Below are 15393 nucleotides of genomic sequence, written 5' to 3' on the forward strand. Positions count from 1 at the left end.
GATGGCTTGCCACTAAACATTGCGGGTGTAGCTCAGCTGGTAGAGCGCAACCTTGCCAAGGTTGAGGTCACGAGTTCGAGCCTCGTTACCCGCTCCAAATCGACAAAACGCCGACCACTGTGTCGGCGTTTTGCTATGCTGCGTTATTGATTCGCTAGATGGACTCGCGCATGGTCGCAACCGCCCGCTCCGCAATTGGTGTGTTTGACTCCGGCATCGGTGGCCTCACTGTGGTGCGGGCGCTCATGGAGCGGCTGCCGTTTGAAGATATTGTCTATTTTGGCGATACCGCGCGCGTACCCTATGGCGTTAAATCCAACGACACCATCCACAATTTCACCACGCAAATTGCTGACTTCCTACTCGACCGTGACGTCAAGCTGCTGATCATTGCCTGCAACACCATGGCGGCGGTGGCTGGCGATGCCGTGCGGGCGCGCTCGCCAGTGCCGGTGCTCGATGTCATTGATGCCGGTGCTCGCGCGGCGGTGGAGATTAGCCAGCGCGGCATTGGTGTGATTGGCACGCCAACGACCGTCAATTCCAATGCCTATGCGCGCAATATTCACGCCTTAAACCCAGCGCTCAGTGTTTATTCGCAGGCCTGCCCGCTGCTGGTGCCTTTGGTCGAAGAGGGCTGGCTCGAGCACGAGGTCACCAAGCTCACGCTGCAGGAATATTTAAAGCCGGTGTTTGTTGAGTCTATCGATGCGCTGGTGCTTGGCTGCACGCATTATCCGTTGCTAAAGCCCTTGATTGGTCAGGTGGCCGGCGCTGGCATTCGGCTGGTGGACTCAGCGGTGACCATTGCCGAGCAAACCGCGCGCGTACTCACCGAGATGGACATGCACAACCCACAACGCGTGGCACCGCGTTATGACTATGTGGTGACCGATATTCCGCTGCGCTTTCAGACCATTGGCTCGCGCTTTTTGGGGCGTGAGCTGAGTCATTTGGAGCAGGTGCGCTGGTAGGGGCGCCACCGCCGAAGCGCGTGAGATGCACCGCTAACCCCGCCACGCTGACTTGTCAGTCGGTCGTTGAAGCCCACACGCGTAAACATTTCGTTACACTAGCGCCGATTTTTTGCTCAGGAGAGGCGCCCGGTGATCGATGCACGCACGCAGCAATGGCAGACACTAACCACTACCGCCTGGGATGTGCTGGTTATTGGCGGCGGCATTACAGGTGCTGGCGTGGCGCGCGAAGCGGTGCGTCGCGGCCTGCGCACTGCGCTGATTGAGCAGGGTGATTACAGCTGGGGCACCTCCAGTCGCTCATCGAAACTGGTGCATGGCGGCCTGCGCTACATCGCCCAAGGTGAGGTGCGGCTGACCTGGCATTCGCTCACCGAGCGCGAGCGTTTGCTGCGCGAGGCGCCGGGTTTGGTGGAGCGTATGGGCTTTCATTTTGCCCATTTCAAACGCGTGTTTCCGGGGCGCTGGGCCTTCCAGCTCTTGATCATGGTCTACGACCTGCTCGCCGGCGTGCGCGACCATCGCTATTTTAAAAAGCTGAATTTCCTGGCCCGCATGCCCGGTTTTCGCAGCGACAAGCTCACCGGTGCCACGCGTTACACCGATGCCGTGGTTGACGATTCGCGCTTGGTGCAGCGTGTGCTTGATGAAGCCGTGGCCGATGGCTTGGTGATGCTCAATTACGTGAAAGCCAGTGATTTAGTGATGACCAATGACCGCGTCACGGGTCTCTGCCTACACGATGTGGCTGAGACGAGTTTAGCCTCTGCGAGTCACTCCTCGGGCACGGTGGTGGCGGCGAAAGCCGTGATCAATGCCACTGGCGCGTGGGCCGATCGTCTGCGCAGCAACCTCATCGATGAGGTGCGCATTCGGCCCTTGCGCGGCAGCCATTTGGTGTTTGCGCACGAGCGCTTGCCAATCACCGAGGCCTTAATTTGTCATCACCCCGATGACCAGCGCGTGATGTTCGTCTACCCCTGGGAAGGCCGTACAGTGGTTGGCACGACTGATCTAGACCATCGCGACGATATGGATTTGGAAGCCGTACTCAGCACGGATGAAATGCACTATATGTTGCGCGGCATCAATGCCCAATTTCCAAGCGCGGCCTTTACGGTGGAAGACATTATCTCGACGTGGTCGGGCGTGCGACCGGTGGTTAGCGCCGGCGATGGCAGCGACCCATCGAAGGAAAGCCGCAGCCACAGCGTCTGGAATGACCAAGGGCTAATTACCGTGACCGGCGGCAAGCTCACGACGTTCCGCCTCATTGCCCTCGATGCGTTGCGCTCCGCCGCCGCGCAATTGGGCATTACTGTGCGTGATGATGGCGCCGCCGTGTTTCGCGCGCCGCAATCGGGCACGCCTCCTGCGCATTTGAGTGCGGCGATGTTTGCTCATGTGGTGGCGCGTTTTGGCATTCACACCCAGCGCTTTTTACGTGAGATGCCCGCCGGCGAGCTTGAGCCGATTGCCGACACCAAAACTGTTGTGGCTGAATTACGCTGGGCCTGTCGCCATGAGCAAGTCGTGCATCTCGATGATTTGCTGCTGCGCCGTGTGCGCCTAGGTTTGCTTTTACCGCGCGGCGGCCTCTCGGCGCTGCCCATGCTCGATGGCATATTGCGTGATGAATTAGGCTGGTCGGCGGAAAAAATTGCCGCTGAGCGTGTACGCTATGAGGGCATTTGGCGGCGTTATTATTCCTTGCCGCCTCAGTCGTAAGCGCGTAATTTGCGCAGTCTTATGGCCGCTTAGCGCCACTTTTTTGGAGCCCCGCCAATGACGCTTTCATCGATTTCTCGCGCGTTCAGCACCGCCGCTTTAGTTGCGCTCAGCCTGAGCGCCTGCACCACCACCACGCAGCAAGGTGCCACGGGCATCACGCGCTCGCAGCTGTTGTTGGTGTCGTCGGCGGAAGTAGAAACGATGGCGGCGCAGAGCTATGAAAAAGAGCTGCAAAGCGCGGCCAATAAGCGCGCGCTAAACACCGACAAAGCCAATTTAGAGCGTATTCGCCGCATTGCCGACCGACTGATTCCGCAGGTGTCCGCGTTTCGCAGCGATGCGCTGGCGTGGCGCTGGGAGGTCAATTTAGAAACCCGTGATGAGCTCAATGCCTATTGCGCGCCGGGCGGCAAAATCATGTTTTTCACCGGCATCATCACCAAGTTAAAACTCACCGATGATGAAATCGCCGCCATCATGGGCCACGAAATTGCCCATGCCTTGCGTGAGCATGGCCGCGAGCGCGTGTCGCAGGCCTATGCGCAAAATGCCGGCCTCGGCATTGTCGGTGCTATCACGGGCATGTCGCAGGGCACCAGTGCCTTGTTGCAGCAGGCCGCACAGATTGGCCTGACTTTGCCGAATGGTCGTGGCCAAGAATCCGAGGCCGATATCATGGGCTTGGAGTTGCTGGCGCGCGCTGGCTATAACCCGCAAGCGGCGGTCACGCTGTGGCAAAAAATGGCGGCTGCCACGGGCAACAGCAGCGGCTCATTTTTAAGCACGCACCCGGGCAATGCCCAGCGCATTAAAGACTTGCAAGCCGCGATGCCGAAGGTCATGGCGCTGTATCAGCAAGCTAAGCGCAATCCGGCACCGAGTCGCGCCATTGTGCCGCGTAGCTAGGTCACGCCAGCCAGTTTCTTGCCGCGCTGGGCACATCGGTAATCAGACCATCCACGCCCATCGCCGCCAAGGCTTGCGCTTGCGCGGCGTCGTTAACGGTCCACGTTGAGACCCACAAATCGGCGGCATGCGCCTGAGCGACTAACTCAGCTGTGAGCAATTTGGCCTGTGGGCCAATGGCATTGCAGCCGAGCGCTAGCGCCACCTGCACGATGTCGCCAGCAAAATCCTCTTCGGCTAAAAAGCCGCGCGGCAAACTCGGCGCATGCTGTTGTAATTGGTACAATAAGCGCGGATTAAACGAGGTACAGCGGGCACGGCCCGCGAGCGCGAACTGCTGCCAATATGCCGGCAGCGCTGCCACCACAGCGCGTTCGTCGGCCTCGTCTTGGACCTTTAACTCAAGCTCAATGTGGGCAAAGTCGGTGAGCTCCATGAGCACCTGCGCCAGTGTTGGCACACCTTCATGCAGCGGCCACGGCGCAAAATCATAGCGCGCGTGGGTGGGCTGATGGCAGGCATCAAGCGTTGCCAAAGCCGCCGCCGTATGCGCGCGCACTAAGCCGTGACCGGAGGTGGTGCGCGATAGCTCGGCATCGTGGATGACCACGAGCTCGCCGTCGGCACTTAGGTGAATATCGAGCTCCACCGCACGCACGCCGAGCGCGCGCAAATGCCGGAACCCGGCTAGCGTATTTTCCGGCGCCTCAGCGCGTGCGCCGCGATGGCCAATTAATCGCATGCCATTCTCCTCAATGATGCTATCTCGCCAAACTACTGTGGCTATGGTGTAATCGCGCCCCATGTATACACCACTCTCTATGTTTATCGGGCTGCGCTACACGCGTGCGCGCCGCCGCGACCAATTTATCTCTTTCATGTCCTTGAGCTCGATGATCGGGCTGATGCTCGGCGTGGCGGTGCTGATTACCGTGCTCTCGGTGATGAACGGTTTCGACCGCGAACTCAAGCAGCGCATCTTGGGCATGGTCTCGCAATCGACCATCCACGCCACTGAGCCGGTGCAGAATTGGCGCAAACTCGTTGAGCTCGCCGAGGCTAGCCCCGGAGTGACCTCCGCCGCGCCGATGTCGCAGGTGCAGGGCATGCTCACCGCTAATGGCCAAGTCAATGGCGCGGTGATCACCGGCATTGCGCCTGAGTTTGAGAAAAATGTCTCGATTTTGCCGGCGTTTATGAAGCAAGGGGCCTTGAGCGATTTAAGTGATGGCGGCTATGGCATTGTGCTCGGTCAGCAATTGGCCGATGTACTCGGTGTGCGCCAAGGCGATTCGGTCACCTTGGTGATGCCCGAGGCCACGCTGAGTGCCGCCGGCGTGATTCCACGCTTTAAACGCTTTACCGTGGTCGGCGTCTTTAAAGTGGGTGCCGAGGTCGATGGCCTCTTGGCCTATGTGCATTACGCCGATGCCGGGCGCTTACTACGCATTGGCGACCGCGTGCAGGGTGTGCGCTTAAAAGTCGATGACCTGTTTGCCGTGCGCGCCACCAATGAGCGTTTGCTGGCCAGTTTGCCGCCGTATTTTTACGCCAGCGATTGGACGCAAACGCAGGGCAGCCTGTTTAACGCCATCAAGATGGAAAAGGCCATGATGTCATTGCTGCTGCTGCTGATTGTTGCCGTGGCGGCATTCAACATCGTCTCCAGCTTGGTCATGGTGGTTAATGACAAAAAGTCCGACATCGCCATTTTGCGCACGCTCGGCGCCACGCCGGGCATGATTCAGCGCATCTTCTTGGTGCAAGGCACCGCCGTGGGCTTGGGCGGTACGATTGCCGGTGTGGGCTTGGGCGTGCTGTTATCGCTCACGGTCAGTGACCTTGCAGCCGCCTATGAGCGCCTCATGCATGTGCGCCTATTTGATGCCTATTTTGTCAATTATCTGCCCACGCAACTCGATTGGTTCGATGTCACGTGGGTGGGTCTGACGGCGTTTATTCTGAGCTTTTTGGCCACGATTTATCCGGCGCGTCAAGCTGGGCGCATTCAACCGGCTGAGGCACTGCGCTATGAGTGAGATCGTCTTAAGCGCTCAGGCGCTCGGCCAGCAATTTAGCGAGGGCCCGCAAGCCATCACCGTGCTCACCGAGGTGAGCTTTCAGGTCGCGCGCGGTGAGCGTGTGGCGATTGTTGGGCGCTCGGGCTCGGGCAAAACCACCTTGCTGCATTTGCTCGGCGGTTTGGAGCTGCCCAGTAGCGGGCGTGTTGAGTTGATGGGCCGCGATTTGGCCAGCCTCAGCGAAGCGCAGCGCAGCCAGTTGCGCAATCAGCACATCGGCTTTGTCTATCAGCTCCATCATCTGTTGCCTGAGTTTACGGCGCTGGAAAATGTCGCCTTGCCAGCCGTCATTGGCGGCTTGAAACCGGCGCTGGCGTTTGCTAAAGCGCGAGATTTATTGGCGCGAGTGGGGCTGTCTGAGCGCGTCGAGCATAAGCCATCGGAGCTTTCCGGCGGTGAGCGTCAGCGTGTGGCGTTGGCGCGGGCTTTGGTCAACGAGCCGGCCATTGTGCTAGCTGATGAGCCCACGGGGAACTTAGATCGGGATACGGCAGAGGCCATTCATCAGCTCATTGTGGAACTCAATGAGTCGCTGGGCACGAGCTTTATTATTGTCACGCACGAAGAGCGCTTAGCGGCGCTGGCGCATCGGCGCTTGAGCATGACGAGTGGCGCGTTGGTCGAGGTTGACTAGCCGCTGCTTAGTCTTTGGGGTCGCTCGATGATGCATTGGGCTGCTTGCGCGCGAGGCGCTCGGCCAGGCGCTTATGCCAGGCGCGTATCACATGCCATCGCCAGAAATAGCGCATGCCGATATAACCAATCGTGCCCAAAATCAGCCCCAGCAACAGCGAGCCGAGAAAGAATGGTTTGAGCTGCTGTAGCAGGCCCGGCTCGAAAGCATCAACGGGAGCGTCGGACATGTGCATGGCGCGCGTGGCCAAATGCTCCAATTGATGCCAGCTGAGCATGGGCACATCTAAAATATAGCTACCAAACCAATAGCCGCTGTACATAAACGGTAGCAGTGTGAGTGGGTTGGTGAGCCATACCAGCAGAATAATCAGCGGCAAATTGATGCGAAATAAAATCGCGATGGCGGTGGCCGGAACCATCTGAAAGGGTATCGGTAAAAATGCGCAAAACAGACCCCAAAACATCGCCCACGAGGCTGAGCGTCGATTGAGATGCCACAAGCTCGGGTCGCTGAGGCGATTACGCAAAAAACCGAGGCCCTTCATCTCGCGGATTTGCTCCGGAGACGGTAGGTAGCGACGAATAAAAGCCTTGGCCATGGGGTAATCCGTGTTCCGCCCAGAAATGGGGCAGGCCGTAGTCTACACTGAGATTTGATTCAACTGGAATGGATGCCAGGGGAGCAATCGCGTGTCTGCGCTGCTATTGAGTTCTATTTTTGGCGTATTTTTGTTGCGCTGGTGGGTGCAGCTGCCCGATGTGGTCTATTGCCTAGGCTTTTTCGCGCTCATGCTCAGTGTGTGTTTGTGCTATGGCCTGCGGCGGCTGCCGTTGCCGCGTGCAGTGTTGATGGTCACTGGCTTGAGCGCTGGCCTGTATTGGTCGGTGCTGGCGGCCAGTACGGCCATGCAGGCGCAATTGCCGGCGGCCTGCGAAGGTCAGCGCATCACCGTGAGCGGGCGCATTATTGGCCTGCCGCGCCCAGCGGAGCCGGTGGGCGAGCGGTTTGTCTTTGCGCCGCAGTCGGGTGCGCCGAGTTGCTGGCAGCCGGGTGTGCATTGGCAGCTCAGCTGGCGAGGCGAGACGGTATTGCGCCCCGATCAGCACTGGCAGTTTCACGTGCGATTAAAACGCCCTAATGGCGTGGTCAATCCCGGTGGCTTCGATGGCGAATTGTGGTGGCACCAGAGTGGCATCAGTGCCACTGGCTGGGCTAGCCACGGCGAGCTGATAGCCCCTGCTGGCATCACGCTCGATGGCCTGCGCTGGCGCATTCGTCAGCATCTATTGGCGGCATTTCCTGAGCAGCCCGATGCAGCCGGTACGGTGCTGGCGCTGCTCACCGGCGATCGCGCCGGCATGTCGGCTGAGGCATGGGATCGCTACGCACGCACCGGCATCACGCATTTGGTGGCGATCTCAGGCGTACACATCACCATGGTCGCGTGGTTGGTGGCCTGGTGCCTGCGTTGGCTTTGGTTACGCTCGCCACGCTTGGCGCTGTGGCTGCCGGCGGCGCGCGTGTCAGGCGTTATGGGCTGGCTTGCAGCCTGTGGCTACGGCGTGTTGGCGGGCATGGAAGTGCCCACGCAGCGCACCTTATTGATGCTTGGTATGGTGGTCTGGCTGCGCTACTTGCCGGGCGAAATGCGCGCTGCGCAAAGCCTCGTGTGGGCGCTGGCAGCGGTGTTGCTGATCGATCCCTTAGCGATTCATTCGGCGGGCTTGTGGTTGTCGTTTGCCGCCGTGGCTTTGCTGATGGCCGGTGGCATGGCGCCCGGCGAGGAGGTCAGTTGGCGCGCCGGTTTACGCGCGCAATGGCTGGCGACTTGGGGATTGTTGCCGCTGTCGTTGGCGCTGTTTTCGCGGCTTGCGTGGCTGAGCTTGCTGGTCAATATCATCGCCATTCCGTGGGTGACATTTAGTGTGGTGCCGGTGGCGATGGCCGGGCTCCTCGCCCACACCGTGTCTGAAACGCTAGGCCATGCGTTATGGACTGCCGCTATTGCCAGCATGGCAACGCTCGATGCGCTGCTGAAATGGTTCGCCGCCTTGCCAGCAGCGGCGCTCGATTGGCATGTGCCGGGGCTAAGCCTGTGGGCCTTGGTATTGAGCATTGCCTTACTGCTGATGCCACGCGCCTTGCCGGGGCGCTCGTTGGCGTGGCTGCCACTGCTGGCCTTGCTCTGGCCGCAGCCACTATTACAGCCGGGCCAGTTGCGTCTGAGCATTCTCGATGTCGGTCAAGGCTTGGCGGTGCATGCGCAAACCGCAGAGCATGAGCTGCTTTTCGACACCGGCGCGGCGTGGCAGGAAACCGGTGGTGCGGGGCAGCGCATCATCTTGCCCTATATGCGATGGGCACAGGTGCGCGCGCTCGATGCCTTGGTGTTTAGCCACGATGACAACGACCATACCGGCGGCGGTGCAGCGATTATGCGCGCGCTGCCGGTGGCGCAGGTGTGGGGCGATTGGCCATCGCCGCTTGAGCATTGGCCACTGGCGGAGCGCCCGCCGGTGCAGGCCTGTCGCCAAGGTCAGCGCTGGCAATGGGATGGCGTGACGTTTGAATTTCTGTGGCCCGCGCCGGCGTTTTTGTTATCTCGTGATAACGAGCGCTCGTGCGTGCTACGTATTCGCGCGCAGGGCTTTAGTGTGCTTATTCCGGCGGATTTAGAAGCGCAAGGGGAGTTAACGCTGTTGTCGTTGCTGCCGGCGGCCGATGTGCGCGCTGATTTATTATTACTAGGTCATCATGGCAGCAAAACGTCGACGACGGCCAGTTGGCTGGCGGCTGTGGCACCGCGCGAAGTCATTGCCACTGTGGGCTATCGCAACCGCTTTCGCCATCCGCACCCGAGCGTGCAGCAGCGCGTGTTGGCTGCTGGCCAGACGTTATGGCGTAGCGATAGCAGCGGTATGTTGCGCTATGAGTTTCTGCATCCGGGGCAATGGCCGACGGTGCAGCAATGGCGCCAGCACGATGCACATTATTGGCGACCGCGCCGTGATTAAGGCCCGCGCAACGCGGCGGGCGTGCCGTCATCGCCAGCTGAAATGCAGCCTTAATGCTTGGCGCACTGGCCGCCATCCCTTAGAGTAGCGAGCATTCGTGATGAGGAGATGCACCTGTGTTTGAGATGATGAAATCTGGCGGATATTTGATGCTGCCGCTGTTAGTCGCATCGGTATTGGCCTTGGCAATCATCCTAGAGCGTGCGTGGACCTTACGCCGGCGCCGTGTGTCTCCGCCGCAATTGCTCAGTCAGGTATGGAAGCAGCTGCAAGCCGGCGACATGAATGCCGATCAGTTGCGTTTATTGCAGGCGGGTTCGCCCTTGGGCAGCTTGCTGGCAGCGGGTTTGATTAATGCGCGCCATGGCCGCGAGCTCACCAAAGAAAGCATTGAAGACGCCGCGACACCGGTTGTGCATGAAATGGAGCGTTATTTAACGCTACTCGGCACCTTGGCGATGATCTCGCCGCTGCTGGGTTTATTGGGCACGGTGATCGGCATTATTGACGCATTTTTGGTGGTCACCGCTGGCGGCATTAGTGACCCCACGGCGCTGGCCGGCGGCATTTCGAAGGCGCTGGTTACCACCGCCGGCGGTATTTTTGTGGCGATCCCAGCAATGATCATGCACCGCTACTATTTGCGCCATATTCAAAGCTTGATGGTGAGCATGGAGCAGCAAGCCGTGAAACTCGTTGATATGCTGCACGGCGATCGTGAAGTCGATGTCGCCGATAGCCAGCGCCGCGGAGCTGGCGCGTGAAGCTTAAGCGCCCCATGAATGATGAGCTTGAGCTCAACCTCACGCCATTGATCGATTGTCTGCTGTTTTTAATTATCTTTTTTCTGTTGTCGACGACTTTTGCGAAAACCGGCAAGTTGCAAATTACCTTGCCACAGGCCGATGCCACCGTGCCGGCCGCCAAGAAAAAGCCGCTGGAAGTATCGGTCGATGGCCGCGGGAGTTATGCGGTGAATGGCGATATTTTAGCCGACAACAGCCCCGAGGCGCTGCGCGCGGCTATAGTCGCGAAAGCTGGCGAGTCGCGTGAGCAGCCATTGATCATTTCTGCCGATGGTCAGGCGCCGCATCAGTCGGTTGTTAGCATCATGGACATTGCCGGTCAGCTCGGCTTTCGCCAAATTGGCATTGGCACACAAAAGGCTGCAACGCCATGATCTTGGAAGCAACTGAATGAATACAGCGCCTATTCCGACCACGAGCTGGGAGTCGTATAAACGGCTTTTGGGTTACACGCGCAAGCATTGGAAGATCTTTCTGTTGGCGATTTTTGGCTTTGTGCTCAATGCGCAAACCGAGTGGGCCGCCGCGCAGCTGCTGAAATACATCATCACCGCCATTCAAGACCAAGACCAAGAGTCGAAAAACCTCTTTCCGGTGTTGATCATCACGCTTTTTATTGTGCGGGGTGTTGGCACATTCATTGGCACGTATTACATGTCATTGATTTCACGAAATATTGTCTATGCATTGCGGATTGAGTTGTTTGACCGCCTCATGACATTGCCAGCACGTTTTTATCAAGATAATTCGGCCGGGCATATTTCTGCCAAGCTCATGTACAACGTTGAGCAGGTCACGGCGGCCGCCACCGACGCGCTGAAAACCATTGTTCGTGAAGGTGCGGTGGTCATTGGTTTGATCAGCTATTTGTTCTACACCAACTGGAAGCTGTCGTTGTCACTGCTGCTCGTTGGGCCGTTCGCGGCGCTGCTGGTGCGTGTGGCAAGCAAGCGTTTTCGCAAGCTCGCGGTGCGAATGCAAAATGCCATGGGCAACCTCAACCATATTGCCCAAGAGGCCATCAACGGTTTCTTGGTGGTAAAGACTTATGGCGGTGAGGATTACGAGCGCAAGCGTTTCGATAAAGCCTCGCGCGAAAACCTCAAGCAAGGCATGAAAATTGTCGTCACCAGCGCCATCAATACGCCGTTGGTGCAGCTGCTGATGGCGGTGGCATTGGCCGGGGTGATTTGGGTGGCGCTGCAGCCGGGCATTACTGGGCAAACCTCGCCGGGTGAGTTTGTTGCCTACATCACGGCCGCCGGTCTGATGGCCAAGCCCATTAAAGCGCTGACCGAAGTCAATGAAAAATTGCAGCGCGGCATCTCCGCGGCCCAGTCAATTTTCGATGTCATTGATGAGACGCCAGAGCCCACAGGCGGTACGCGCGCCATTACGCGATTGCAGGGCGACGTGGAGTTTCGTCAGGTGCAGTTTGCCTATGAGTCTGGCCTGCCCGTGCTGAAAGACTTTAGTTTGCGGGTATCACCGGGGCAGACGGTGGCGATTGTTGGGCGTTCGGGTTCGGGCAAATCCACCTTGGTGAACTTGTTGCCGCGCTTTCACGACGCGCAGTCTGGTGAACTACTGATCGACGGCTTTCCGATCGATGATTACCCGGTGGGCGAGTTGCGTAAGCAAATTGCCACGGTGAGCCAGAAAGTCATTTTGTTTGATGACACCGTGGCCAATAACATCGCCTATGGTGCGTATCGACATTTGCCGCGCGAGACCATTATTGCGGCGGCTAAAACAGCCTTCGCCGACGAGTTTATTCGTGACTTACCGCAGGGCTACGACACCCGTGTGGGTCAAGATGGCATGCAGCTATCTGGTGGCCAGCGCCAGCGCATTGCTATTGCCCGCGCGCTCATAAAAGACGCGCCTATTTTAATTTTAGATGAGGCTACTAGCGCCCTCGACAACGAGTCAGAGTTTTACATTCAGGCCGCGCTTGAGCGCGTGATGGAAGGCCGCACCACTTTGGTGATTGCCCACCGCTTATCGACGATTGAAAACGCCGATGTCATCGTGGTGATGGATCAGGGCCGTATTATTGAGCAAGGCTCGCATGCCGAGCTGCTCGCCAAAGCCGGTGTTTATGCGCAGCTGCATAGCCGACGATTTAGTGAGGAAGATGATGGCCTCATGGCCTGAGCGTTGGCATCAGGGGCATCCCATACTGCGACTCTTGCTGCCGCTGTCGTGGCTGTTTGCTTGGCTGGTGGCACGCCGTCGACGCGCCTATGCCACGGGTAAAAAGTCCGTCTGGCGCTCGCCGGTGCCGGTCATTGTGGTCGGCAATATTAGCGTTGGTGGCACCGGCAAAACACCGCTGACGCAAGCATTGGTAGCGCATTTGCAGGCGGCTGGCTGGCAGCCGGGCATCATCAGCCGCGGCTATGGCGGCCGCACCACCTATCCCTGCGAAGTCAGCGATTACGCCACGCCTGCTGAGGTTGGCGATGAGCCGTTGTTGCTGGCGCGCGCCTGTGGTGTGCCGGTGGTGGTCGACCCCAATCGCAGTCGTGGCGCGGCACATTTGCTCGCGCGGCATCCCGAATGTAGCGTGCTGATTTCCGACGATGGCCTGCAGCATTATGCGCTCGCGCGTGATATCGAGATTGTCGTGATTGATGGCAAGCGCGGCCTGGGTTCGGGCTGGTTATTACCCGCCGGGCCATTGCGTGAACCGCCGGCGCGTTTGCGCGAGGTCGACCTGATTGTCCTTAATGGCTCATGGCATTTGCCGTCGGCCAAGCCCCCGCAGGCACATATTATGGTGCTAGAGCCGCAGCCTTGGCGTCCGGTCAATCGCGACGAGCCGCAAGGCACGCCACCGGCGCAGGGCCCCGTGCATGCGGTGGCGGGCATTGGCCATCCGCCACGATTTTTTGAGCTACTGGCCAGTCTTGGCTATGGCCCAGAGCCGCATGCGTTTCCGGATCATTACGCCTACCGCGCACAGGACTTACAATTTCAGCCAGCGTGGCCTGTGGTGATGACCGAAAAAGATGCAGTCAAATGCGCGCAGATTGCCCCGCCAAATAGCTGGTATGTGCCCGTGCAAGCGGCATTGCCCGAGGCGTTTTGGCAGGCATTAGCTAAGCGCTTAACGGCGTGGGCAGCGGCCAACAAAACGCTCAACTAGGCGGCCCGCTATGGCTGTGCGCTACTATGGTTTTTAGATTTTCAGTTTAGGAATGCTGCTCATGCTTGATAAAAAACTCTTAGCGTTATTGGCGTGCCCATTGTGTAAAGGTCCATTGTTGCTCCGTCATGATGAGCTCATTTGCCGTGCCGATGCCTTGGCATTTCCCGTGCGCGATGGCATGCCGGTCATGCTCGAAGGCGAGGCGCGTGCCCTTAGCCTCGATGAGTCATTACCCGAGCACAACGCGAAATGAGCTTTCGCGTCGTCATTCCCGCACGCTTTGGCTCCAGCCGCCTGCCCGGTAAGCCGTTGCTCGATATAGCCGGCAAGCCCATGGTGGTGCATGTTTATGAGCGCGCCTTGTTGAGTGCTGCCAGTGAGGTGGTTGTCGCCACCGATGACGTGCGCATTGCCGAGGCGTTGCGCGATTACAACGCCCCCGTGGTGATGACCCGCGCCGATCACCCTTCCGGCACCGATCGTTTGCAGGAAGTCGCTACGCTACGCGGTTGGCAGGCCGATGACATCGTCGTCAATGTGCAAGGCGATGAGCCGCTGATTCCGCCCCGCGTCATCAATCAAGTCGCGGCAAACCTAGCGAGCGCGCCATTGGCGGGCATGGCCACGTTGGCCGAACCGTTGCAAGAGGCCGAGCAGTTGTTTAACCCCAATATCGTCAAGCTCGTGCGCGACGTAAATGACTTCGCGCTGTATTTCAGTCGTGCGCCCATGCCGTGGGCGCGCGATAGCTTTGCCGATGATCGTAGCCAACTGCCGCCGGAAGCGCTGGCGCTGTATTTGCGGCATCTGGGCATTTACGCTTATCGCGTCGGCTTTTTGCATGACTACGTGTCTTGGCCGCCAGCGGCTATTGAGCAGCTGGAGTCGTTGGAGCAGCTGCGCGCCTTGTATCAAGGCGTGCGTATTCATGTGGATGTTGCCCACGAGGCCTTGCCACCCGGTGTCGACACGCAGGCCGATCTCGATCGTGTACGGGCTATTTTGGCGAACCCATCTAACCGCGGAGTGGTGGCTTGAACCCACAACACCTGCGTCAGCATGTGCAGCTTCAGCCATACAACACCTTGGGCCTGATGGCCGTCGCCGAGTATTTTTATGCCTTGACCAATGCCGATGATTTACCGGGTCTCTTGGCTATGGCTAAAACCCAAGGCTGGCCAGTGCAGTTGCTTGGCGGCGGTAGCAATATTGTCTTTGCTGGCGACGTGCCGGGCTTAACGATTCAGATGAACCTGCGCGGTATTCGTGAGTGCAGCGCCGACTATGCCGGCGATACCGTCATCATAGAAGCGGCCGCCGGTGAGCCGTGGCATGCCTTCACGCAAACCGCACTGGCCAATGGCTGGTGTGGCCTGGAGAATCTCTCGCTGATTCCCGGCTCGGTGGGGGCCGCGCCGGTGCAAAATATTGGCGCTTACGGCGTTGAAATTGCCGATGTGATGCATTCTTTGCGAGCCTATGATCGCGAGCAGGGTGTCTTTGTTGAGTTGGCGGCGAGCGATTGCGGCTTTGCTTATCGAGATAGCCTATTCAAATCGGCGCAGCCAGGACGCTATGTCATTGTGGCTGTGCGCTTTGCCCTGTCGGCAACACGACCGTTGGTGCTGGGCTATGGCGATATTGCCAGCGCCTTGTCAGCTGCCGGCGTGAGCTCACCCACGGCGCACGACGTGGCGCGTGCCGTCATCGCGATTCGTCAATCAAAGCTGCCCGATCCCGCGCTGCTAGGTAATGCTGGCAGCTTTTTTAAAAATCCGCTGCTGCCGGCCGCGCAAGTGGCAGCGCTGCAGTCTGACTTTCCCGGCTTGGTGGCATATGCCGCTCAGCCGCAAGCGCCAGGCTTGCAAAAGGTGGCGGCCGGATGGCTTATTGAGCAGGCTGGCTGGAAGGGCTATCGCCGTGGCGCCGTTGCCGTGCATGAGCGCCAAGCATTAGTGCTGGTGCACCACGGTGGTGGCCATGGCGCTGAGCTGTTGGCTCTTGCTGATGACATTGTGGCGAGTGTGAAAGCACGTTATGGCGTGCAACTCGAACAAGAGCCGGTGCTCATGGGTCAGGCGTAATGT

15 protein-coding genes and 1 tRNA gene are annotated in these 15393 nt (G+C 58.8%); 14 read left to right on the forward strand and 2 right to left on the reverse strand.

Going from position 1 to position 15393, the window contains the following annotated elements; genetic code table 11:
- Positions 1-21 precede the first annotated feature (21 nt).
- The 4 genes from DFR26_RS05250 to DFR26_RS05265 all read left to right on the forward strand — a co-directional run bounded on the left by DFR26_RS05250 (position 22) and on the right by DFR26_RS05265 (position 3614).
- Positions 22-97, forward strand: a tRNA-Gly gene (locus DFR26_RS05250).
- A 73-nt stretch (positions 98-170) separates the two neighbouring features.
- Positions 171-974, forward strand: coding sequence for a glutamate racemase (gene murI, locus DFR26_RS05255; RefSeq protein WP_116208156.1), 804 nt, complete (start codon positions 171-173; stop codon positions 972-974).
- 132 nt (positions 975-1106) lie between these two features.
- Positions 1107-2705 carry a glycerol-3-phosphate dehydrogenase/oxidase gene (locus DFR26_RS05260; protein WP_116207919.1) on the forward strand — a complete coding sequence of 533 codons (1599 nt, stop codon included), beginning with the start codon at positions 1107-1109 and terminating at the stop codon, positions 2703-2705.
- A 57-nt stretch (positions 2706-2762) separates the two neighbouring features.
- The gene (locus DFR26_RS05265; RefSeq protein WP_116207920.1) at positions 2763-3614 is read left to right on the forward strand and encodes a M48 family metallopeptidase; all 852 of its coding nucleotides are present in this window, start codon (positions 2763-2765) and stop codon (positions 3612-3614) included.
- A 1-nt stretch (position 3615) separates the two neighbouring features.
- Here the strand turns inward: DFR26_RS05265 and DFR26_RS05270 are convergent, their stop codons facing one another.
- Entirely contained in the window at positions 3616-4356 is a 741-nt protein-coding gene (locus tag DFR26_RS05270; protein ID WP_181898992.1) for a glycerophosphodiester phosphodiesterase, read from the reverse strand.
- 61 nt (positions 4357-4417) lie between these two features.
- Here DFR26_RS05270 and DFR26_RS05275 point away from each other — a divergent pair, with 61 nt between their 5' ends.
- Positions 4418-5653, forward strand: a complete 1236-nt coding sequence (locus DFR26_RS05275) for a lipoprotein-releasing ABC transporter permease subunit (RefSeq protein WP_116207922.1) — start codon at positions 4418-4420, stop codon at positions 5651-5653.
- Positions 5646-6329, forward strand: coding sequence for an ABC transporter ATP-binding protein (locus DFR26_RS05280; RefSeq protein WP_116207923.1), 684 nt, complete (start codon positions 5646-5648; stop codon positions 6327-6329). The genes DFR26_RS05275 and DFR26_RS05280 overlap by 8 nt, the downstream gene beginning before the upstream one ends.
- Positions 6330-6336: 7 nt before the next feature.
- On the opposite strand, the gene DFR26_RS05285 is transcribed toward DFR26_RS05280, so the two are convergent.
- The gene (locus DFR26_RS05285) at positions 6337-6930 is read right to left on the reverse strand and encodes a DUF2062 domain-containing protein (protein WP_116207924.1); all 594 of its coding nucleotides are present in this window, start codon (positions 6928-6930) and stop codon (positions 6337-6339) included.
- Between the two features lie 91 nt (positions 6931-7021).
- Here DFR26_RS05285 and DFR26_RS05290 point away from each other — a divergent pair, with 91 nt between their 5' ends.
- From DFR26_RS05290 to murB, 8 genes are all read left to right on the forward strand, one after another.
- Entirely contained in the window at positions 7022-9346 is a 2325-nt protein-coding gene (locus DFR26_RS05290; RefSeq protein WP_116207925.1) for a DNA internalization-related competence protein ComEC/Rec2, read from the forward strand.
- Between the two features lie 125 nt (positions 9347-9471).
- Positions 9472-10110: a MotA/TolQ/ExbB proton channel family protein gene (locus DFR26_RS05295; RefSeq protein ID WP_245953032.1), complete on the forward strand. Its 639-nt coding sequence runs from the start codon at positions 9472-9474 to the stop codon at positions 10108-10110.
- Complete coding sequence (locus DFR26_RS05300) at positions 10107-10526, forward strand: ExbD/TolR family protein (RefSeq protein WP_116207927.1); 420 nt, start codon at positions 10107-10109, stop codon at positions 10524-10526. Before DFR26_RS05295 ends, DFR26_RS05300 begins: the two co-directional genes overlap by 4 nt.
- 16 nt (positions 10527-10542) lie before the next feature.
- Complete coding sequence (gene msbA, locus DFR26_RS05305; RefSeq protein ID WP_116207928.1) at positions 10543-12309, forward strand: lipid A export permease/ATP-binding protein MsbA; 1767 nt, start codon at positions 10543-10545, stop codon at positions 12307-12309.
- Entirely contained in the window at positions 12293-13303 is a 1011-nt protein-coding gene (gene lpxK / locus DFR26_RS05310; RefSeq protein ID WP_116208157.1) for a tetraacyldisaccharide 4'-kinase, read from the forward strand. Before msbA ends, lpxK begins: the two co-directional genes overlap by 17 nt.
- Positions 13304-13364: 61 nt before the next feature.
- Entirely contained in the window at positions 13365-13559 is a 195-nt protein-coding gene (locus DFR26_RS05315; RefSeq protein WP_116208158.1) for a Trm112 family protein, read from the forward strand.
- Positions 13556-14344, forward strand: coding sequence for a 3-deoxy-manno-octulosonate cytidylyltransferase (kdsB, locus tag DFR26_RS05320; RefSeq protein ID WP_116207929.1), 789 nt, complete (start codon positions 13556-13558; stop codon positions 14342-14344). Before DFR26_RS05315 ends, kdsB begins: the two co-directional genes overlap by 4 nt.
- Entirely contained in the window at positions 14341-15390 is a 1050-nt protein-coding gene (gene murB, locus DFR26_RS05325) for a UDP-N-acetylmuramate dehydrogenase (protein WP_116207930.1), read from the forward strand. The genes kdsB and murB overlap by 4 nt, the downstream gene beginning before the upstream one ends.
- Positions 15391-15393: the final 3 nt, after the last annotated feature.

The organism is Paraperlucidibaca baekdonensis (genome assembly GCF_003387535.1).
Taxonomy (GTDB): domain Bacteria; phylum Pseudomonadota; class Gammaproteobacteria; order Pseudomonadales; family Moraxellaceae; genus Perlucidibaca; species Perlucidibaca baekdonensis.